Origin of the sequence: Paenibacillus amylolyticus (assembly GCF_036894225.1) — a bacterium.
Classification (GTDB): Bacteria; Bacillota; Bacilli; order Paenibacillales; family Paenibacillaceae; genus Paenibacillus; species Paenibacillus amylolyticus.
In genome coordinates, this window is record NZ_CP145892.1 from 6,537,416 (window position 1) to 6,558,351 (window position 20,936).

Below are 20,936 nucleotides of genomic sequence, written 5' to 3' on the forward strand. Positions count from 1 at the left end.
CAGCTTGGACTTGGCTCTACTTTCTTTATACCCCAATGACGACAAAAAGAGCCAACCCGTGATTGGATCAGCCCTTAATCTATAGATTCCCGTTTCATGTTACTGTTTAGGCAATAACTTCTTAATTTCATCTTCAGAGAGTCCAGATGCTTTAACTATAGCTGAGAGATCTACGCCAAGTGTGAGTAACTCACGAGCCATTTCTCTCTTGCCTTCAGCCGCTCCTTCAGCTCGTGCGCCTTCAATCATTGATTTTTCGTCACTCAATGCTTTCATTCGAGCATCGTAGGCCATTCTGGTGGACGCATCCTGACTCAGAAATTCCAGCGTATCCATCGCCTTTTTCAACATCGGTTCATTCATGGCCAGCACCTCCCAGTTTGATGTATCTATTCCTTTAAGGAATAATAACCAATTCACGAGTCCGCCTTTTTCCATCGGAACAGAATACTCATCCAATTTGGTTAGTTCCATCACATGTATTTCGATATCATCCGTCAAACCAATACCTGTATGATCTTCTCGTAAATGAAAAACATTGTGATATCGCTCATTATCCAGACAGGAGTAGTTGAGTATATTAATAGTCACGCATTTTTTGAGTAGACTATAGTTTTCACCCTTTTTTATCTGATGAAAGTACATCTCACTCCAATAAAACAACGTCCTTTTCTCCATGTTATACGGGTTAAACAGCTGCATTTCAATGTTAATTAGTTTGCCTTCTAACGTCTTGGCTTTAATATCCAGAATGGATTGTTTATCCTCTGGACTATCCTTATCTGTATACGTGTTAACCACAGTGATCTCCGTAAGAGGAGATTCGCCGGTCTCTATAAACGTGCTGTTCAGAAAAGCTAACAAAACATCTTTGTTTTGCTCACTTCCAAAAATGCGTTTGAACACAAAATCTACTCGTGGATCGAGTAATTCCGTCACTCAGCATCAGCTCCATTCTCACCAGCATTATATCATAATTCCCATATAGCCTCAGCTTGATAATGGATCTGCACTTAAATTGCATTTACTCCTCAAATGACAGATTCAGCGGCTCGTCCGACATCTCGTACTCTGTCTCCATATGTGTCAGTGGTGTGTTCAGATCAACCTCCTCGAAGCGGAAGCTGTCGACCCACACTTTTCCTTTGCCGTTCAAAATAACCCCAAACGAAATGACCGCACTGCCCTCCGGTACATCAAGCACAATACTATACTGATTCCATGGCTGCGTACCCGTAATTGGCCGATCATGCATGTTATCAAATTGAAGTACATCATGCACGTTATTATCCACACGCATCCATAATCCGCAGAATGCATCCACATGCTCGGTCTTCACAAATCCCGATAACTTCATCCGCTTGCCCACATACTTGTCCGCTCTGAACTGTTGCATCATTGTTGCGAACTCGTTAGGCTCCATCGGCGTAACGGCCTTCAAATATCCTGAAGCTTTCCCCTGATGCACTTCAGCAGGATCAATACCCATCTCATAATTCTGCGGGTGACTTCCGGTTAACATCCAACCTGTAATTGTTGACGTCTGATTCATCTGTAATTCTCCTCCTCTGGTTCTTCCTTCGAATAATTTCAGATCAAACAATTTGCGAAAACGTCCTGGTGGCATGCCATATAATTTGCGGAATGCACGGGTGAAGGCTTCCTGACTCTCAAAACCACATGCCAGGGCGATGTCCAAAATGCCCGCATCCGTCGATCGGAGGGTGGTGGACGCCAGACTCATCCGACGGTTTCGGATATAATCCACCACGGTCATGCCCACCTCATTACGGAAAATCCGATGGTAGTGATATGGCGACAACAACGCCTCGGACGCCACTTCTTCCAGCCCAATCTGCTCATGCAGATGAGTCTCAATATAGAACAAACTTTGCTGAATCATTGCACGGTAACGGCTCAACTGAGGTAAAGCCCCCTTCCATATCCTTACTATACGTGAATGGTGTAACCGCCGTTTTGATCATTTTTGCTATCTTCACTTCGGTTGTCCTCTATCAATAACGAAAAAAAGAGCCAATCACGGATGGAATCCTGTCCGTAATTGACTCTTCTGGGAAACTGCTGCCCTGTGGCTACTGTAGAGCCACTTCATTGATCTACAGCAGGTTCATTTATATCTTTGCTTTGTTTATCCGCACATCATTCTTCGTCAGACAGCCGGTACCGGCTGTGCACCAACCTCTTCGTCATCATGTTCCACCAGTTCATGTTTCTCCCAAGCTCTACTCTTCCAGCGGAAGTACATAATGACCGCGCGGGTCCACTCATCCGCCGCAATGGCAAGCCACACACCAGCGAGTCCCAGATGAAGCTTGAATATGAGCAGATATCCCAGTGGCAGACTCATGCAGACCATGGAGATCAAACCCATGTATACCGGGAATTTTGCATCCCCTGCCGCACGCAAGGAACCAATGATCACTATATTGCAGGTACGTCCGGTTTCGAGCAAAAGACTGAGCAGAATCACTTGAGCCCCCAGCTTGATAATTTCCGGATTATCCGTAAAGATGCTCATCAGTGGCACACGGAAAAAAATGATGATTACATCAATGATAACCGTGGCCAGAAGGGCCCATTTTACACTGTCAAAAACACGTTTGTACGCATCGTCTTTACGCCGCGCACCCACAAGCCGACCTACAATGATCGATGTCCCCATACCAATTGCCATGCTGAACAAGTAGATATAGCTGGAGATGTTACCCGCATACTGCTTGGTTGCCATAGCTTCTGCGCCCAGATAGGTCACATACAGCGTGAACACGAGCTGGCAGGAATGATATACCATCGATTCCATCGCAGACGGAATGCCAATCCGCAGAATTTTGCCAATGAATTTCTTGGATAACTTAATGTAGTATTCAAAATCCACCCGCACCTCGCTCACACGATACAACAACCAGAAGAAGATCAGCAGGCAGATAAAACGGCTTCCCACCGTGGAGATCGCTGCCCCTTCCACCCCAAGCTTCGGCAGGCCGAAGTGGCCAAAGATCAATGCATAGTTACCAACAACGTGAATCACGTTCATGAATACAGCAACATACATCGTTTCTTTGGTGTAACCATGTGTACGAATCGTCGCAGCCAGCGCATTAATGAGCGCCTGAAGGAAGATACCGCCACCGACTATATTTATATACGAACGGGCAAAATCATAAATTTCGCCTTGAATGTTCAGGAGTGATAACAAATGTCCTCCGAACAGAAGGAAGATTCCGCTCAGGACCAGACCTACGATAAGATTCAGTGTGATCGCATTACCCGTAACTTGTGCTGCTTCACTTAACTTTTTGGATCCGATATATTGTGCGACTACAATCGCAGCACCATGTCCAATGACTTCCAATACAAGGATAGCGATAGAAATAATCTGATTGGCTGCTCCAACGCCGGAGACCGCATTATCGGATACCGAGCTGAGCATGAGCGTATCCACGCTCCCCATCAACATAAATAAGAAGAGTTCCAAGAAAATAGGCCATGTAAGTCGAATCAGATTCAGATCCTTGGCATCAGAACGAAGGGACTCTTTGGTTGAGGATATTGCTGTCATTTTCTCACCTTTCCCATGTGGGCTTTAATTCTTAGGGTATGTTAGCACAGGTGGTTTGAAAATGCAGTAGTTTTGCGAAAATAGTTGAAAGTTTTTTGTAATTCCATAAATAGGTATTTTCACCACTTTCATAAAGCCCCATTTCCGTAAGCTTATCAGATGTTTCAGAAGACAAAAAAGGCCCCTCCCAACTCGCTTTTAAGCAAGTAATGGAAGGACCTTGGACCCTCAACCTTTTAACCTTTAACAGAACCCGCAGCAATGCCCTCCACAATTCGATTACTCAAGATGAGAAAAGCAATCAGGATTGGCATAATGCTAATCATCAGCGTTGCACCAATGGCTCCCCAATCCGTTGTGTATTGACCAATAAAGTTCTGTACCCCAACAGTCAGGGTTTTGTACGAATCTGTACTGATGAACGTATTAACAAAGATGAATTCATTCCAGTTATAGATCATGTTAATGATCGCCGTTGTGGAAATGACCGAAGACGTCATCGGCAGCACAATCCGAAAGAAAATCCGATGCACGGAGCAACCATCCATCACTGCGGCTTCTTCCACTTCCCGGGGGAGCGCGTAGTAGAATCCAAGTAGAATCATAATGGTAATTGGCATATTAAAGGCAATATAAGACAGGATGACTGACAAAGGATGATCTGTGAGATGAAGCTTCAGGAACAAGCTGAACAGCGGGATCAACGTGGAGTGTACAGGGATCATCAGACCCACCATAAATAGCCCCAGCACCAGCGAACGACCCTTCCAGCGCATACGTGTAATGGCAAAGGTCACCAGACTGGCGAACAGCACGGTGATCACCACCGAGACCACCGTAATCCATACACTGTTGAAGAAGTACAAGCTGATATTTCCCTCTGTCCATACCTTGACATAGTTTTCCCAACGCGGAGTAGCAGGAAGGGAAAAAGGCGCCATGTCGAATACTTCCTGATTATTTTTAAGCGAGAACAACAGTAGCCATACCAAAGGTAAAATTTGCAGCAAAGCTACCAGGGACAAGAGGAAATACAGCAGAACATATCCGAATCTCCTTAACCATGCCGAACCTCGGCTTGTCCCCGGGTAAGTTGGTAATCTTACAGCCGTATCCGTCTTCACCGGGATGGACCTCCTTTCATTTCACTAGGGCGTGTCTGGAAACTCCGAAGGTGGCAGATTTTGCCGAATTTTCGTTCCAAGCAAGGAAATTTTCCGCAGGCGTGCCGGGGCACGTCAAGGGAAAGTGACGCAGCAGGGGGCGAAAAGGCGGTAAAAGGATGCACTTCAGCGAGTTTTCAGACACGAACTAGCGTCAGGAATACTGGATCGTATCTTTGGATGCTGTCGCTTTTCGAAGCAGCCAGGTAACAAGCAGACAGATCAAGAGCAGGAAGAACCCTACAGCACTGCCGTAACCAAAGTCGAAGCTACGGAACGCCTGACGATACATATAGGAGGCCATCACTTCGCTGGAACCATTCGGTCCGCCATCGGTCATCACGTAGATGAGATCAAAATACTTGAGTGAGCCTACCACAGCCAGTACCACAGTCACCTTGATGACTTCTGTAATAAGGGGCAGCTTGATTCGAAAAGCGATCTGCCAAGGGCTTGCTCCATCAATCCGGGCTGCTTCCACCAGAGATTCCGGAATATTTTTGAGGGCCGCATAATAGATCAAAATATAGAAGCCTGCATACTGCCATAGAATCGGCACGAACAGTGCATACAACACCAGGGATGGCTCCGCCAGCCAGGCTGGCGGATTGCTGAAGCCGATCGCTTCCAGAAAGGTGTTTAGCACACCATTGCTGGGATGATAGATCTTCAGCCATAACTGGGCGATCGCGACCGAAGACAGCAGCATCGGGATCAAATATATTTTACGGAACAGATTGGCCCCCTTGATCTTGCCTGACAGCACCAAAGCGATCATCAGATAACCGATCAGACTCAGCGCAGAGAACAAAGCAAGCAAAAAGGTATGATTCGCACTCTGCCAGAATGTTCCGTCTTGAAGAAGTCTGGCGTAATTATCCAATCCAATAAAGGTCATTGCACCGATCCCGTCCCATTGCATCAACCCATAATACCCGGTGAGCACGATCGGGATGTACACCAAGACCAGCAGCAGAAGCAGTGCAGGAAGCACGTACAACGCAGCAACGAGACGGTTGGACATGACTTTGTCCATCACATTATCCTCCCTTCAAGCGTTCAAACGTGTGTACGTCAATTGCCTTTATCAATTGCAGCCTGATGATTCTTCACAAAGTCCTCCGGTGTTACCGCTTTGCCAAACAATGCCTGAATCATGTCAAGATGGGCCTGAGCGGCTGCCGGTTTCATCTGTACGTCTGCAAAGAGCGTAAGGCTGCTGGCCTGATTCAATTCGTTCAGCAGGTCAATATAGAGCTGTGGCAACTGTACTGCCGCCGTATCCACTTTGGTAGCCGGGATGACGCCTGCTTCAGTTACCGAACTTTCACCCCATTTTTCCACAAAGTATTGCACAAACTTCTGCGCTTCTTCCTTCACTTTGGAGTTCTGGGCCACGAACAACCCTACACCTGGACCACCTACCCAGCTATTAATATCGCTCTTGCCATCTTCCATTGTTGGGAATTTGAAAAATCCAATCTTGTCTTTGAATTCCTGCGGGATGTCCGGGTTAGTCGTGAAGTTTGGCAGTTCCCAGGTACCCATCAGATACATAGCAGCTTTTTCGTTCATGAATTCGGATTTGCCCTCATCGTTAGACAACCCGTTAAAGCCTTTGTTGAAAGCATTCATATCCACCAGTTTTTGTACCTCGGCAGCAGCTTGAGTCAGCGCAGGGTCGTCAAACTTGCCAGAGCCATTGATGGCCTTTTCCAGTGCATCTCCACCTAACCGATTCGCCAGATACATATACCAGAGTGAGCCGGTCCAGCGGTCTTTATTGCCCAGTGCGATCGGCACCTCACCGTTCTCTGTCAGTGTCTTCAGCACACTCAGGAATTCATCGTACGTTGCTGGCGGCTGCAAGTTATATTTCGCAAAAATGGCTTTGTTATAATAAATGGGGGAGATATTCAACTCGATTGGTAACGCATATGTTTTGCCGTCTATGGCATAAGCTTCTGTTGTACCGGCTATGAATTTCTCGCCCAGCGAGTCGCTCAGCAGATCATCGACCGGTGCGAACAGGTTCCCCTTTACATAAGGCTCCAGAAATCCAGCAGCCCAAGTTACACCCACATCGGGAAGTTCATTGGATGCCGACAGAATTTTCAATTTGTTCTTATATTGTTCATTCTCCAGCACTTCCTGCTTAATGGTTACATTCGGATGATCCGTTTGATACTGCTTGATGATATCGTTGACCAGTTTGTTTTGCTGTGCGGAACTGCCTGCTGGCCAGAGGTGCATAAATTTGAGGGTTACTTTCCCATCTGTGCCGTTGCTGCCTGTTTCACCCTCTTCATCCGAACTTGAACTGTTACATCCGGATAAAATTACGGCGAGAACCAGCGTCCATGACAGAAGAATGGCCATCGTCTTTTTGCTCATTATTCCAACCCCCTTGGTTTTATCGGTTAATGTAACCGCTTTAACCAAATTGTAGCACGCGCCTATCACACCTATAAGACCAAAACAATTTGGAAAAACTCCACTTTTTTGAGGTTATTTGTTATTTCGTTCAGATAGGGAATGCCGATATTTGCTTGGACTTAGCCCCTCAAGGCTTTTAAATACTGTGATAAAATACTTATCCGTCTGATAACCCACCTGTTCCGCAATCTCCGAGATTGGCATCGTTGTCTGCACAAGCAACTCCTTCGCGCGCTGAATGCGTTTGCGGGTAAGGTATTCACTAAAATTGATGCCGATCTGTTCCTTAAACAATACGCTGAAGTAACTGGAGTTTAGATGGAGTAGATCAGCGATTTCACGCATGGTCACATGTTCACCCAGATGAGCATCCACATAGGTCAAAGCTTCACTGATCTGGCTATTGAGCCTCTGTTCTCCGCGCTCCTTAACATCTAGCAGCTTCGGGTCAACCATTTCTTGCATCGTTTGAATACGTCGCTGTTGTTCGCTGAACTTTAGGGCTTTTTCGACGGTCTGCAGCAATTGTTCCTTATCAATCGGTTTCAACATATACTCCACAACACCCAACTTAATGGCCTGCTGGGCGTATTGAAAATCGGCATGTCCCGACATAATCAGGACAACAGGCTTGTTCGAAAAATGTTGAATGGCTTCAATCAGAGACAAGCCAGAGAATTCCGGCATGCGAACATCCGTTATTAACAGATCTGCCGGCTTTTTCTTGAGCCATTCCACAGCCTCGACGCCACTTTCTGCAGTCTGAATGTGATTTCGTCCTGCCGACCATCCCTCCAGTATTTTGCGAATACCCTCTCTTGTACGCGGCTCATCATCCACGATAAGAATTGTTTTGTCATGAATCATATGCACCCTCCGTTCCCATGGGAATCTCAAAGCAAATGACAGTCCCTTCCCCAACCTTACTTGTTATGGAAAGCTTGCAACGTTCGCCAAGTTGGCTGCCAAAGTAAAGCATCAGTCGCCGATGTACGTTGATTAGACCTACACCTGTACCCTTGTTAGATACAGGGGGGCCACCATGTAAAGCTTGAATGACAGCTTGAAGCCGTAATTCATCCATACCGGGACCATCATCCCGAACCTTAATGCAAACCAGATTTTTCTCTGTCAAAGCATCCACATGGATGCTTATCTTTCCCGGTCCCAGTTTACTTTCAATCCCATGGAGAATCGCATTTTCCACTAAGGGCTGTATGAGCAGTTTCGGTATTGCGACCTTACGCACCGTATCACTCAGCTGAATCTCCCATTGCATTCTCTCTCCCAACCGCATCTGCATAATTTGAAGATAACGCTCGGCGTGTTCCAGCTCGTTGGCAATCGTAACCCATTCATCCTGCTGCGAACTGGAGATGATATAACGAAATAATCGGGACATCGCCACAACCATACGTGCCATCTCCTCGTCTCCCTTCTCCTCAAGGGACCAATAGAATGCCTCCAGTGTGTTGAATAAAAAATGGGGATTAATCTGAGACTGCAACGCCTTCAGCTCAGCCCGGGACTGCATGACTTCCTTCTCATGAACCACACGGGTCAATTCATTCTGCCTGTAGACCATCTGGTTATATACGTTGTTAAGTTCATTGATCTCCATCGTAGAGCTAACCATTAGATTAGGTCTCATTGCTCCCGGCTCTGCACTGCGCATGGCCCGCATCAGCCGTATGAGTGGACGTGTAATCATTGTGGACAGGAAGAAGGACATGATAAGGAACAGAACAACACCAATCATTCCCGAGACGAGCAACGCTGTTCTCAGGATGGATACACCTTCCGTTGTCTCCCGCAACGGGGTCAGGACAGCAAGTGTCCATCCCGTTAACTCCGATTTTTGCCTGACGACGATATAGGATTCCTCCCCGTTCTGCACGACTGATCCGCTGTCCAATATGGCCTTTGGATCGAGATTAATCTCCAGATCAGAAGTCACCACTTCGCCTGCCCCATCCAAGAGCATGATAGAGTCCTGCGAACCATCTGCCCCATTCGAATCATTGAGTTGAAAAAAACTACGCTGCATCCGCACCACCACATAACCTCCGTGTTCGAAAGAATGATCCAGCAGGTTAATCCGCCGAATAGCCAGGAGCACACCCGGATCTTCAGGGTCAGCGCCTGCCCATACCAGTCTGCCTTTTCCTTCATCCGCCAGGTTGATCCAGTTGCGCTCCACTCTGAGATCGAGGGATCGGTCATCCATCGGAAAGATGCGGTTATAACCCGTAGTGTATATCTCCATACTCTGCGCGCCATTAATGAAAGACTGATAACTGCCTGCAATCTGCAAGAGAGCTTGGCGCTGATTAAAGGTGGCCGGGTTACCTTGCTTCTCATCGCTGAGCAGACGCTGCACGTATGAATCATCCGCCACCTGGGCGGTCAGCGAATTCACTTGTGCAATGAGTGCATCCAATCTGCCACTGGCTTGGACGGCGGTTTGGTGAATATGTTTCTCCGCATTGCTTTTCAGCAGGGCAGCTACCCGATCATAAGCCGATATGCCTGCGAGCAGCAGAACAACAAGCATCACCATAACAAAACCAATGAAGATCTGATTGCGAAGTGAGTTGAAATGTCCTTTTTTCCCGTGCAACTTCCCCATTCTCCTCTCTTTTTGGCATGTAAAAGAACCCACCACCTTACGCCCGTGCTCTTGAAGACTGGGTACAAACGATGCCGGATTATCTACGTATTCAGTTCTTCTCGTTAAAGCGCTTGCAGAAATGAACCTTACTCTTCTTCTCTCTTAGTCTTTGTTTACCGATTAAACTAACGACTAAAAAATAGCATAGTTTTACAGGTTAATCAATCCTCCCGAATAGTTCCCAAACGTTAAATGACAAGGATCAAAAAAAGAGAGGGGACTTTTAAAGTCCACCTCTCTTTGTTCATATCCCTTCACACATATCCTTCTCTGTGACACATCTTCAGTTATTTCACGGACCCTTGGGTAACCCCGTTGATGATCCACTTCTGCGCAAACAGGTAGATGATAATCATCGGCAGCAACGCGAGCAGGTAGGATGCAAACGCAAGGTTAAATTCAGTATTAAACTGTCCTTGGAATACATACTGTACCAGCGGCAGCGTGTACTGTCCCGGATCACTGATAATAATGAGTGGTAGCAAGAAATCGTTGTACGTGGATAGGCATGTCAGAATACCAACCGTGGCACTGATGGGTGCCATGAGCGGGAAAATGATTTTCCAGAACGTGCCCCAAGTTGTCGCCCCATCTACAAACGCCGCTTCCTCAAGCGCTACCGGAATGGACCGGATGTAGCCAACGTATACAAATACGTTGAATGCCAAGCCATAAACCGTGTGAAGCAGGATCAGACCTACCAGATTTGTCATCTCCAGCGATGCGGTCAGCTTAACAATCGGCAGCATGATGATTGGAAATGGAATGAACATCGCGCTGACAAAGTAATAATACAATCCTTTGAAAAACTTGCGTTTCTCCATATTCCGCGCAATCGCATAGGCTACCATCGAGTTACTGAGCAACGTCAAAAGCACGGTGGATGCGGTAACGATTGCACTGTTACGGAACGATTGGAAGAAGTTTGTCATGTCGATGGCTCTCGCGAAATTCTCCCAGTGAAGTGTTGTCGGAATGGCAAAGACCGATTGGGCCATCTGTTCCGGATTTTTCAAAGCTATTGTAACGGTCATATACAATGGGAACAGGATAAACAAGGTACCCAACACAACAAGCAGCATAACGGGCCAATTGATTCGTGTACGGCTTCTCATTACAGATCCATCTCCCTTCTTTGCAGGAACCGGATTTGCAGAATTGAAATCACCGCAATAACGATGAAGTAAATAACCGAGTTCGCAGATTGATATGCATATTCGCCGCCCTCAAATCCACCGGTATAGATCAAGTGGGAGATGGACTGCGTCGCCCGTCCGGGACCACCGTTGGTCAAGGCTACGATTTGGTCGAAGACCATAAGTGAATTTTTCATCGCCAGCACCATATTAATGGTGAAGAATGGAGCAATGAGCGGGAATGTAATACTCCAGAATTCACGCCATTTGCCTGCACCGTCGAGGTTGGAAGCCTCGTACAGTGTCGTTGGTATCGTTTGCAGACCAGCCAAATACAGAATTGTATTCAGGGCCACCGATTGCCATACTGCAACAATGACGATACCGATCCAAGCCAGACTCTCGCTGCCAAGAATGTTGGTGGATAGCGCGTTGATGCCCAGATTTTGTCCCCAGATCGGGAATACGTTGGAGAACAGGTAGTTAAATATGTAACCTACGATCAGTACACTCAGAATATTGGGCAGGAAGTAGATGCCGCGGAAAAAGTTACGGAACTTAATCTTGGCATTCAGCCCGAGTGCAATGAGTAAGCTCAGAATATTGGTCAGGATCGTCACCACGATCGCGAACTTGAACGTAAACCAGTAGGCATTGCCTACATTGTCATCTTGGAACAAGTTGAAATAGTTTTTAAAACCAACAAAATCATATTCTTTCCCGAAACCGTTATAATTCGTAAATGAATAATAGATGCCCTGGAGGGCCGGCAGCGTCATAAACACAAAGAACAACACGACTGCCGGAACCGTCATCCAGTAATAGGGTGCGATACGCTTGTTCATACTCCATCCTCCTTCTGACAAGGCTTAGCGCCGATTAGCAACCTTGTCCCATTCTTTGTCGAGTGTATCTAGATAGTTGTCGATGTTTTGGTTCTGCAAAAAGGACTGTACGATGGAATTCAGCTGCACGGCAGCCGGAATATAGTGATCGGGAAAGTCAATAACCTTGCCCTTCTCGATATAAGGCATCAATTCCTGTACGGCAGGATCATCCTGCTTCACGCCTTCTACCGCAGAGAACAGCGTCTGTTCGTCAATGTATCTTCCGATATTTTCAGGCTCTAATAGAAACGCAATAAACGTCTCTGCCTGCTCGCGATTAGGCGTGTCCTCCGCAATGGTAAACAGGGAGTCGATCCCGTTCACCAGCTTGATCTCGCTTGCATCGTTGCCTGTTGGGAATGGGAAGAAACCAATTTCAACACTCGGGTTCGCTTTGCGAATCTCCGAGATGGCCCAGGTTCCCTGGATGTACATAAAGGCTTCACCGTTAGCAAAAGCGCGGTTACCGTCCGAATAAGCTTTACCAAAGTTATCGCCGTGACCGTATTTCATGAGTTCCAGTTGCTTCTCAGCTACCTCGCGGTACTTCTCCTTGAACGTCACTTTGTTATCTCGCCGCTCTTGGTAGAAATCAATACCGACCAGATTGGAAGCTAGTGCATTGAACGGCAGGCTCGTCTGCCAGTCATCCTTGTATGTGAAGTAAAATGGAATCTCACCTGCATCCTTAATCTTTTGGGCGGTCGCAATGAGTTCATCCCACGTCTTGGGCACGTCCAATCCCATTTCCTTAAACAGCGTTTTGTTGTACATGATGCCGTTTGCATTAGTCGCGTAAGGAATACCTGTCACTTCGTCCATGCCTGTGAGATCCTTCAGCATTTGTATGTAGTTCGGATCAATCGTCTGGAGTAATGAGCTGTCCGTCAGATCGGTGAAAATATCACTCTGGGCCAGAATGGAATAGGTGTCGGTTGCACCCATGGCCATAATATCCGGTATATCATTTTTGACTACACGCGTTTTTAAGACCGTCTCCGCATCTGGCGGATTCACCTGGGTCACCTGAATATCGTTATGCTCCGCGTTGAACGTCTTGATCAATTCATCAAAGGTTGTTTTGGCTTCAGGCTTGTTCTGGAAAAATTCAATCTGCACTTTGCCATTCGCGCTATCTCCACTGGTACAGGAAGATAAAAGTACAGCCATCATTCCACACAGCAACATTGTCCCGAGAGCCTTGGTAAGCGTTGTTCTCATGTTGTACCTCCCTCAGCTTAATAAATTGAACTAATGTGATTTACACAGTGTCACTCCGATTGCAGTACCATCTTCCGATCGTTGTTATCCCCAGATTTTTTTGATTCCCTTCCTCAAAGGGAAAATCCGGTTTTTAGCGTATGCTTTCGAAGTAGCTTTCTTTCAGAAAGCTTTTAGCTGCGCTTCTTCAGATTGGTTCTGCACTCTCCGTGTTCGTGTATATCTTAGTTTCACTTTATATACGTAAAGATTTACCCATAAAAATAGTGAAATAACCATTTGGTTAATCCTTCCAAACTAACTTCAATCTGAATGGATGATATAGGTCTTTATTATTCCTAAAACGGTTTCGGTAAAAATGAATCACGGCAGTTCTTCCCATGACCCGAATTGGGCATAACAAAAAGGACACTGGATAATATCCAATGTCCCTCATTTAATAAGCTTATATTCAGCCACTGTAACGCTTTTATCCAACCTATTACGAACGTTCTGCTTTCGGCAAAGCATTACGTAAACGCTTGGCCCGATAACTCTGATATGCACGAATCAACATGCCGATGATAATCATGACCACACCGATGTTAATTGCAACATCAGCGAGATTCAAAATCCCGCGTCCTGACGGAAATACGAGGAAATCCGTTACCCGGGCATAGATAAATCGATCGATCGCATTTCCTAAAGCCCCGCCGACCATAAAACCCGCGCCAGCTTGCATCCAGAAACCGCGAATCTCACCTTTACTCCGGTAATACAGCATGCCCGCTATGAACAGAACAGCAATCACACCGAACAGACGCGCATTTCCCTGAAACATGCTGCCAGCCATTCCACTGTTCTCGTAATGCTGTAACTGCATGCCCGAGTTACCCAGTCTCATGACGTCGCCAACTTCCATATACATCCTCACTGCAATCTTGGTTCCCTGGTCCACCAAAGTCACCAGCAGTGCTACAAAATAAAACAGCATCGTGCTTCTCCTCCTGCCTACGTAGCAATAACTTATTTTAACTTTAAGAGTTATGTATATTAGGTTCCCTTCACTTTAACACAGCCGATGTACGGTCTCCAAATGAACGGTCTTTAACCACGCAAATAACGTTCACTAACATCGTTCAGACTGCATCCAGAAGGGACTACACCAATCCATGTCGAATGTAGACATCAATCATATACGTAAAGGGGATGCCTGTAATTTGAACCTGACCACGACAGAGAAATTAAAGGAAATGCAACAGGAAGAAAAGGACTTGGTATTTGACACATTTGATTCTGAAACAGCACTCCAACTTGGCCAGCATCTGGTCGAAGAAGCGAAGCGTCGCTCCCAAGCCGTGACCATCGACATCACCCTGGAGGGGCATCGCCTCTTTTTGCATGCGATGGAAGGCACTCATCCCGACAACGAAGACTGGATTCGCCGCAAGAACAACGTAGTGAATCATTTCTCATCCAGCTCTTGGCACACGGCTCTGCGGTTGAGAAGTGAAAACCAGACACTTGAACAAGACTTCAATCTGCCTTCATCGGACTATGTCCTAGCCGGTGGCGCTTTCCCGCTGATTCTGAAAAATGAGGGACAAGTCGGCACCATTACGGTATCAGGTCTGCCTGATGAGGAAGACCATGATCTGGTCACGACAGGCATTCGCTCGTTTTTGTTGCAGCAAGATTAGATTAAAATGGGCAATAAAAAATCCGTACCTGGGATAGGCACGGATTTTCTTCTTTTTCCTGTAGTTAAATTCCTGCGTTTATTGGATCGCCGAGAGAACGTCCAGCAGCATAGATTTGAATTTGGGCCGATCGATGGCTTCACAGACACGTACATTCGGCTCTTTGCCAAAACGTCCGTTGATATCGACCACGCTATATCCACGTGTCAGTTCTCCTGCCGCTTCCACGTCCACATAATATTGACCCGACTTGGTCATGATGGATTCATCCGCGGCTACAGCCATCAACAACGTATCGGGATGAGTGGTGCCATTGAGTTTATGTACCGACTTGTTGAACTGCATAACCACTTTGTTGATTGCAGTGAAGAAATCGGCACCCGATGTACCCAGAGCCGCAATCTCTGCATGATCGTCATCGTCCATCACTGAATATTGCGTGCACATCTCCCAACCAACCATCGTGATTGGAATGCCTGCATGCAGTACAATTTTCGCTGCTTCCGGGTCCACGTAGAAGTTATACTCCGCCGCCGGTGTAATATTGCCCAGTGCATTATTCGTTCCGCCCATGATGTACAGGTGAGCAATCTCCGGGATAATCGTGGGGTCTTTCTGAATTGCCATCGCAATGTTAGTCAGTGGAGCAATAGCCAGAAGTTCAATTTCGCCTGGATGTGCATGCACCTTCTCAATGAGAAAATCAACCGCATGCCCGCTCTCGGGACGGTGATCTGCCTTCGGGAAATGCGCGCCGCCCATACCATCATCGCCATGCACATCTTCCACTGTCCGGTGCTGAGCTTTACCGTAGGCCATTAGCGGACGTTCGAAACCTTTATACACAGGTACCTTGCCGCCATGTCCAGCAACCTGTACCGTGTACAGGGCATTTTCAACCTCTTGGTCGAATTGTACGTTACCGCCCGTAATGGTGATGCCCTCCACCTGAAAGTGATGCAATGCTGTCAGGATCGCAATCGTATCGTCTCCTGCTGTATCTGTATCGATGATGACTCTTCTCATGATGCCGCGCTCCTTCTTCCGTTTAATAGTAAACTCCATAAAACACTATGTCTTATTTTACATCAAAAACGTACCAATGACGATGGAAACGCCGATGATAATCGAACGCAGCAGCTGGGCTACCGCCATATTACCTCGTGCGATTTCGTCACACACCCGCATTTTTGGAATCAGGAAATCAAATATAATATAGACCAGGCACAGCACAATAATTCCAAACGCCGACCACAGCAGCATATCCAACCACGAATGCGTCGAGAAAGATACCATGCCCACAATAATACACAGTCCCAGTAATTTGCTGCCCATGTACATGCCTGCCGCCTCGTTACCTTTGGCGATTTCCTCACTATCGTTATACCGGGTCAATTTGCTAAAAGCGAAATATCCACATACCAATACCACCAGCAGAATGCCTACACCCACCGCCACATTCACGAGGTTTAATCCCAAGTTTTCCATTCCTTCTTCTCCTCCTCATCATTCATCCGTTCACTAACCGTAGCCGCGCAATAATAGGCCATATCTCCGGTTACTTTCTCCCCGACCCGTGGTAGTATCCCAGCCAAACGCCCACCGATAACAAACACCCCTGTAAGCAGATAGCCGCTGTATGCTCCAGCTTCCGTCTCGATCACAACCTGTTCCATCGGAACCAGCTGCTGATAGATTTTGGGCTGATTTTCGTAATAAGCTGTGATCTCTTCATCCTCGTCTGTTGCCCCAGATGCAAGATTGGATTCCAGCGCCTCGTTAAGAGGATGCTCCATATCCTGCTTTCCAAAGGCATTGTCCGTTCCTTCATCCAGCAAAAGAGTTCCTCTGCCTTCGCGCCCCCAATAACTCTTCGCTACATATGGCGTGGCGTTCAGCTCGAAAGGCTCTGCCGAAAAATAGGTGGGCAGCAGATATCGGGAAATCACGTCCATCTCTGCTTCATCAAAGAGGGTAAACCCGCAATATTCTGGGGTTTGCTCGTTACGCTCGTAAAGTGACCAGATTGCTGCCATGAAGCCTTTGCTCTGCATCAGCACATGCTGAACGGGATTCATCAGGCCCAATCTTCCCTCACGTACAAGTTCAAGCAGCGCAGCACCAATGTCCACCCCTGTCGTCTCATCCCGATCATCGATCAGATACTCCAGTGGATAAAGGCGATACAGCAAGTTAATCTCCCGCCCCCTATGGTAAAGCGCCTCTCCCGGAACAATCTCCAGTTCCTCAAGTGGAGCATAGAAAACCTCGTATCCCGCTTCCTGACAACGTCTCATCAGGTATTCCGTATTCGTTCGGTCTTCGACATGTTCGCCAAAAGAAGTGAATGTCACCGGACCCTTTAATCCCTGCTCTGTATAGAATTCCAGCCACATCTTGAAACATTCCCGAATACGTGTATCCATCTCGGCAGATGGCGCAGTTAACGCGGCATCCTCAGCAAGACCGACCAGGATATTTTCCAATGCAGCAGCCTCCGGTATGCCAGTAGGCGTGTCCGTATTATTTTCAATACACTTGGGCCCAGCTTCTCCGATAATCCAGTCCTGACGGGTAATGCCTCCAGTTACCAACTCCATACGTGCCGCCGGGATAAGCCCCGGATGAATACCCAACTGATGCTCTAAAAAAGAATCCGGCATATATTGCTGGATAAATCGCATCACTTTACAGTAAATGCCGTCTACCGCCTCGGCTGCGGTATGCAGTTCCAGCACCTCCGAGGGAGAGTAGACCGTTAATGCTGGCACACAATATTGCTTCCCGTACATTCGATGATATGGAATCTGTTGTTCCGTTTCACCCTGAAATACCTCTTCGTGACTTAACGGCAGTTGAACCACTTGCCTCATCCGGTTATCCTCCCGAGCTGCGGAAGAAGCTACCGAAGCCGCTTGATTTGGACTTGGATTTGCTATAGGAGCTGTTACTGTCCTTATTGCTTCGATACGACGACCCACCGTAGTAATAGTGCCCACTGCTGGAATCATATTCACATCCGGTATCATACTCCGGGTCACATTCATCATTGTTGCTAGCACAACCGGATAACACGGCAGGAACCGCCAGCATCAGGGAGAAAGCAACCAGCTTTGCTTTTGATCCGGGTTTCGATGCTTGCCCCCGCTCTTGGTCACTCATTACAGATCCACCTCTTTCATATAAAACAACACTTTCTTGCGATCCGCATCCAGCACGGAATACAGGAACTCATACGTCTTGCCACCGCGAACCATGTAATGGTCCAGCAGTTGCTCGGCAAGCTCCATTGTATAGGTGGATGAAGCTATGAGCTCCAACTCCTGAAACGAACTTCCATTCCACAACATATACTCTGGGCTGTACATGGAAGACATTTTGCACATCGCCAGCGCAGCATCCGCAATGGCTGCACCGTACTCGTCCGGCATCTGTTGGTCATATGGCGTTACATATACTGCATGTTCCCGCCCATCCTGGCATTCATTGGACAGATGCGCCCAGAGTTTGTTTTTCACCAAGGTGGCATCCACCAGTTTGCGCATGAACAGTTCATCTCGTGTGACTGAAGCCTGTTCCAGCACTCCCGTCTCCGCCTGTCGATCATCCGACCAACTCCGATACGTCAATGAATAATAGATACCGATAACCTCCCTTTTTGCGAGCTCTTAGGTGAGCCGTTTCAATTCATACAAACGTATTTAACGCATCAGAAGGAAAAAAGTTACACTAGTGAATCAATTTCATAGTACCTTTAGCTGCTTCAAATCAAGGCTAGACATAGATCAAAATGGTTTAATTTGTCTATGTCTAGTTACAAAACTCCATTTTTAGTGATTTATGAAATTGATTCTATTCACCATGACATGTAATAAAGAACATGTTGGCTACCTTCGTTCTCCGATTAACGAAGCAGGAAATAACATACTGTTTTCTACTTTTGGTATGTAATCCAGTTCAAAAAGGCCGGAGAAGACTCTCCGACCGCACTTTTTTTAATCTTATGCTCATGCCATTCTGACTTATAACTCAGCCCACTGTGCCAATACATCATTATATTCAGCGGACAATTGCTCGCGATCATTCCAGATTTGTTCCAGTTCAAGCGGATTGTTCTGCACCATTTCCAACTGTTGATCCAGCACCTGAATCTCTGCCTCAAGACGAGCCAACGTCTGTTCCAGCTTCTCCGCAGATTGTTGGTTGCCACTGCCACTTCTATGTTTCGATGCAGTTGCTGCCGAAGGAGTCAACGCCTTACCTGATTCAGTAGAAGCTTTATGGTCATGACTTCCACCGGCAGCTACAACAGTGGATCCGTTCATTGTCGAGGTTGCTCCTGGCTTCTTCCCTGATCTGGCAGTCCCGCCGGGCGCGGACGTTAAACCTGACTTCATCTCTGACTTGGTGTTCCCACGAGAAGAAACGCCCACGCCTGCTGTAGCCTGAGTTGTCGCCGCCGCACGAGCTTGCAAATCAAGCTTCTTCTCACGATACGCCTCATAGTCTCCCAGGTAAGCGGTCATCTGACCGTCCTCCAGTTCCCACACACGGGAAGCGAGGCGATTGACGAAGTACCGATCATGCGAGATGGCAAGTACGGTTCCTTCAAAATCAACCAGTGACTCTTCCAGCGCTTCTCTCGATGCGATATCCAGATGGTTGGTTGGCTCATCGAGCAACAGTACATTGGGTTTGCGCTGCACCAGCAGAGCTAGCCGCAGACGCGTCCATTCCCCACCAGATAATTGCCCGACAGAGCGGAATACATCCGCTCCATAGAACAGGTATCGGGCCAGAATTCCGCGAGCCTCTCCCTCTTCCACGCCTGCTTCCAGACGGAAGTATTCGAGTACGTTCAGCTTTGGATTCGTGGGTTCCTCCTGTTGAGCCAGATACCCTACATCCACGCGTGCTCCCCACTCCAGCTTGCCCGCATTGGGCTGCTCGTCACCAAGCAACAGCTTGAACAGGGTCGTCTTGCCGGAGCCATTGCGTCCAATGAGTGCAATTTTATCCCCATATTCCAACAGACCCGAGATTCCGCGCAGGATTTCACGCTCGCCATAGCTCTTCTCGACCTGTTCCAATACCGCTACCCGTTTACCCGTTCGATCCGTAGGACGCACATCGAACTCGGCATTGCGGCGCTCCAGTACAGGACGCTTCACCTGCTCCATCCGCTCGATGGCTTTACGCATCGAAGCCGCCCGCCGGAAGAACTTTTCATTGCCACCCACACGACCCCACTCCTCTAACTGGCGGATCGTTTCCTTCATTTTTTTGATAACCTTCTGCTGCTCCTTGAACTCCTCGAATTGCTGCAACAGCCGTTGTTCCTTCACTTTCATATATTCCGTATAACCGCCAGCAGATGTTTCCGCTTCTCCATCCTCCAGCTCCAGTGTTCGATTCACGACCCGATCCAGAAAATAGCGATCATGCGAGATCAGGACAATGGTGCCGGGATATTCTCGTAAAAATCCTTCCAGCCACTCAACCCGCTCCAGATCAAGATGGTTTGTCGGCTCATCCAGCAATAACAGGTCGGGTCTTACGATTAGCTGTGAAGCCAGCACCACCCGAGTCTGCTCCCCACCAGACAGGGAACCAAAGCGCCAACCATAGTGTGCCTTGGCGATATCCAAACCGTCCGCCACCTGATCGATCCGGGCATCCATTTCATATCCACCCTCACGCTCGAACTGGTCTTGCAGTGCCGCGTAGCGTTTCAGCAGGCGCTCCAATTGATTAGGGTCTGCTGCACATGCCGGATCGGACATCTGCTGCTCCATTTCCTTCATTTGCGTGCGACATATCATAAGCTCCTTGAATCCAAGACTCAGTACATCCAGTACGGTATGGTCATCCAATCCTTCTGGAACCTGAGCCACATATCCCATTCGTGTATCTTTCTTGATCATCAATTGCCCTTCATCCGGCTTGTTCAGTCTTGCCATCAGGCGCATAAGTGTGGTCTTGCCGCTTCCGTTGCGGCCAATCAGGGCGACCTTGTCACCTTCCATAATTTCAAACGTAATGCCGTCCAGCACCAGATGTGCTCCGTGGTATTGAGTCAGTTGTTGCGCGCTAATCATTATCATAATAAGGTTCCTCCTATGGTATGGAAGATCCTGACCGCAACACAAAAAGAGCCGCAGGA

At 47.4% G+C, this 20,936-nt stretch carries 20 protein-coding genes; 1 reads left to right on the forward strand and 19 read right to left on the reverse strand.

What is annotated here, in order from left to right:
* Nucleotides 1–99: 99 nt before the first annotated feature.
* The 13 genes from V6668_RS28765 to lspA form a co-directional block, all read right to left on the reverse strand.
* Nucleotides 100–939: an Rpn family recombination-promoting nuclease/putative transposase gene (locus V6668_RS28765; protein ID WP_036671594.1), complete on the reverse strand. Its 840-nt coding sequence runs from the start codon at nt 937–939 to the stop codon at nt 100–102.
* Nucleotides 940–1,024: 85 nt separating this feature from the next.
* Nucleotides 1,025–1,921 (reverse strand): helix-turn-helix transcriptional regulator, encoded by an 897-nt coding sequence (locus tag V6668_RS28770; protein ID WP_084650287.1) that lies wholly within the window; start codon nt 1,919–1,921, stop codon nt 1,025–1,027.
* Nucleotides 1,922–2,170: 249 nt separating this feature from the next.
* A complete protein-coding gene (locus V6668_RS28775) occupies nt 2,171–3,580 on the reverse strand; it encodes an MATE family efflux transporter (protein ID WP_036671595.1) in 1,410 nt (469 codons plus the stop codon).
* Between the two features lie 31 nt (nt 3,581–3,611).
* Entirely contained in the window at nt 3,612–3,755 is a 144-nt protein-coding gene (locus V6668_RS28780; RefSeq protein ID WP_338707286.1) for a hypothetical protein, read from the reverse strand.
* 61 nt (nt 3,756–3,816) lie between these two features.
* A complete protein-coding gene (locus V6668_RS28785) occupies nt 3,817–4,704 on the reverse strand; it encodes a carbohydrate ABC transporter permease (protein ID WP_338707287.1) in 888 nt (295 codons plus the stop codon).
* A 193-nt stretch (nt 4,705–4,897) separates the two neighbouring features.
* On the reverse strand, nt 4,898–5,779 hold the full coding sequence (locus tag V6668_RS28790) for a carbohydrate ABC transporter permease (protein WP_036606643.1): 882 nt from the start codon (nt 5,777–5,779) through the stop codon (nt 4,898–4,900).
* 38 nt (nt 5,780–5,817) lie between these two features.
* The gene (locus tag V6668_RS28795) at nt 5,818–7,137 is read right to left on the reverse strand and encodes an extracellular solute-binding protein (RefSeq protein WP_036671596.1); all 1,320 of its coding nucleotides are present in this window, start codon (nt 7,135–7,137) and stop codon (nt 5,818–5,820) included.
* A gap of 114 nt (nt 7,138–7,251) precedes the next feature.
* Nucleotides 7,252–8,046 carry a response regulator transcription factor gene (locus V6668_RS28800; RefSeq protein ID WP_338707288.1) on the reverse strand — a complete coding sequence of 265 codons (795 nt, stop codon included), beginning with the start codon at nt 8,044–8,046 and terminating at the stop codon, nt 7,252–7,254.
* The gene (locus V6668_RS28805; RefSeq protein WP_338707289.1) at nt 8,036–9,808 is read right to left on the reverse strand and encodes a sensor histidine kinase; all 1,773 of its coding nucleotides are present in this window, start codon (nt 9,806–9,808) and stop codon (nt 8,036–8,038) included. The genes V6668_RS28800 and V6668_RS28805 overlap by 11 nt, the downstream gene beginning before the upstream one ends.
* A 329-nt stretch (nt 9,809–10,137) precedes the next feature.
* Nucleotides 10,138–10,965 carry a carbohydrate ABC transporter permease gene (locus V6668_RS28810; RefSeq protein WP_076251848.1) on the reverse strand — a complete coding sequence of 276 codons (828 nt, stop codon included), beginning with the start codon at nt 10,963–10,965 and terminating at the stop codon, nt 10,138–10,140.
* Nucleotides 10,965–11,831 carry a carbohydrate ABC transporter permease gene (locus V6668_RS28815; protein WP_036606633.1) on the reverse strand — a complete coding sequence of 289 codons (867 nt, stop codon included), beginning with the start codon at nt 11,829–11,831 and terminating at the stop codon, nt 10,965–10,967. Before V6668_RS28815 ends, V6668_RS28810 begins: the two co-directional genes overlap by 1 nt.
* Before the next feature lie 24 nt (nt 11,832–11,855).
* On the reverse strand, nt 11,856–13,046 hold the full coding sequence (locus tag V6668_RS28820; protein WP_422395295.1) for an ABC transporter substrate-binding protein: 1,191 nt from the start codon (nt 13,044–13,046) through the stop codon (nt 11,856–11,858).
* 529 nt (nt 13,047–13,575) lie between these two features.
* The gene (gene lspA, locus V6668_RS28825) at nt 13,576–14,067 is read right to left on the reverse strand and encodes a signal peptidase II (protein WP_036606631.1); all 492 of its coding nucleotides are present in this window, start codon (nt 14,065–14,067) and stop codon (nt 13,576–13,578) included.
* A gap of 178 nt (nt 14,068–14,245) precedes the next feature.
* Between lspA and V6668_RS28830 the strand changes: the two genes are divergently transcribed.
* Nucleotides 14,246–14,773, forward strand: a complete 528-nt coding sequence (locus V6668_RS28830) for a heme-degrading domain-containing protein (protein WP_081745843.1) — start codon at nt 14,246–14,248, stop codon at nt 14,771–14,773.
* A 78-nt stretch (nt 14,774–14,851) separates the two neighbouring features.
* Here V6668_RS28830 and V6668_RS28835 read toward each other — a convergent pair whose 3' ends face one another.
* The 6 genes from V6668_RS28835 to abc-f all read right to left on the reverse strand — a co-directional run bounded on the left by V6668_RS28835 (nt 14,852) and on the right by abc-f (nt 20,877).
* The gene (locus V6668_RS28835; protein WP_338707291.1) at nt 14,852–15,799 is read right to left on the reverse strand and encodes a nucleoside hydrolase; all 948 of its coding nucleotides are present in this window, start codon (nt 15,797–15,799) and stop codon (nt 14,852–14,854) included.
* Nucleotides 15,800–15,856: 57 nt separating this feature from the next.
* Nucleotides 15,857–16,261 carry a DUF350 domain-containing protein gene (locus tag V6668_RS28840; protein ID WP_017691702.1) on the reverse strand — a complete coding sequence of 135 codons (405 nt, stop codon included), beginning with the start codon at nt 16,259–16,261 and terminating at the stop codon, nt 15,857–15,859.
* Complete coding sequence (locus tag V6668_RS28845) at nt 16,243–17,646, reverse strand: glutathionylspermidine synthase family protein (RefSeq protein ID WP_036606627.1); 1,404 nt, start codon at nt 17,644–17,646, stop codon at nt 16,243–16,245. The genes V6668_RS28840 and V6668_RS28845 overlap by 19 nt, the downstream gene beginning before the upstream one ends.
* Before the next feature lie 4 nt (nt 17,647–17,650).
* On the reverse strand, nt 17,651–17,935 hold the full coding sequence (locus tag V6668_RS28850; protein WP_036606625.1) for a hypothetical protein: 285 nt from the start codon (nt 17,933–17,935) through the stop codon (nt 17,651–17,653).
* Nucleotides 17,935–18,402, reverse strand: a complete 468-nt coding sequence (locus V6668_RS28855; RefSeq protein WP_081745842.1) for a hypothetical protein — start codon at nt 18,400–18,402, stop codon at nt 17,935–17,937. Before V6668_RS28855 ends, V6668_RS28850 begins: the two co-directional genes overlap by 1 nt.
* Before the next feature lie 393 nt (nt 18,403–18,795).
* Entirely contained in the window at nt 18,796–20,877 is a 2,082-nt protein-coding gene (gene abc-f, locus V6668_RS28860; RefSeq protein WP_036606623.1) for a ribosomal protection-like ABC-F family protein, read from the reverse strand.
* Nucleotides 20,878–20,936: the final 59 nt, after the last annotated feature.